The sequence below is a fragment of the Micromonospora sp. M51 genome, from assembly GCF_018070305.1.
GTDB classification, from domain to species: domain Bacteria; phylum Actinomycetota; class Actinomycetes; order Mycobacteriales; family Micromonosporaceae; genus Micromonospora; species Micromonospora parva.
In genome coordinates this window covers 1-678 of the sequence record NZ_JAGPXZ010001379.1, presented here as the reverse complement: position 1 = coordinate 678, position 678 = coordinate 1, and the positions used below count along the sequence as shown (strand labels likewise).

Below are 678 nucleotides of genomic sequence, written 5' to 3'. Positions count from 1 at the left end.
GTATCCGGACGAAACCGCGCCTTGCCGGATCGCCGCCCGGACTCCGCCTCGGCTCGGCCGCCCTTATGAAACAGGCCCTAGTTGACGTCGGCGAGCCAGCGCAGCAGCGACCGAACGCCCCAGCCGGTGGCGCCGCGGCTGACCTCGGCCTGGTCGCCGTCGGCCCAGGACGGGGCCGACATGTCCAGGTGCAGCCAGCGGTCGCGGAGCTCGCCGGTGAACTCGCGCAGGTAGAGCGCGGCCAGCACCGAGCCGGCACCCTGTGCCGGTGCGCTGTACAGGTCGGCGATCTCGCTGCCGAGGTACTCGACGTAGTCGGTGTGCAGCGGCATCCGCCACGCCGATTCGCCGGCCGCCTCGGCCGCCGCCAGCACGCCGGCAGCCAGCTCGTCGTTCTCGCTGTACAGGGCGGCGGTGCGCTTGCCCAGCGCCACCGAGTTAGCGCCGGTGAGCGTGGCCAGGTCGAGCAGCAGGTCCGGTTTGAGCTGCTGCACCGCGTACGCCAGCGCGTCGGCGAGGACCAGTCGACCCTCGGCGTCGGAGTTGGTCGTCTCGCTGGTCGTGCCGCCGTAGTGCCGGATGACGTCCCCCGGGCGGAACGCCGAGCCGCTGACCATGTTCTCGGCGAGCGGGGCCAACGTGGTGACCCGGACCGGCAGTCGCAGCGCGGCGGCACCC

General features: G+C 72.7%; 1 pseudogene. It reads right to left on the bottom strand.

Annotation, left to right across the window (positions count from 1 at the left end):
* Nucleotides 1-77 precede the first annotated feature (77 nt).
* Nucleotides 78-678, bottom strand: a pseudogene (locus tag KBX53_RS34945) (M17 family metallopeptidase); the annotation flags it as partial.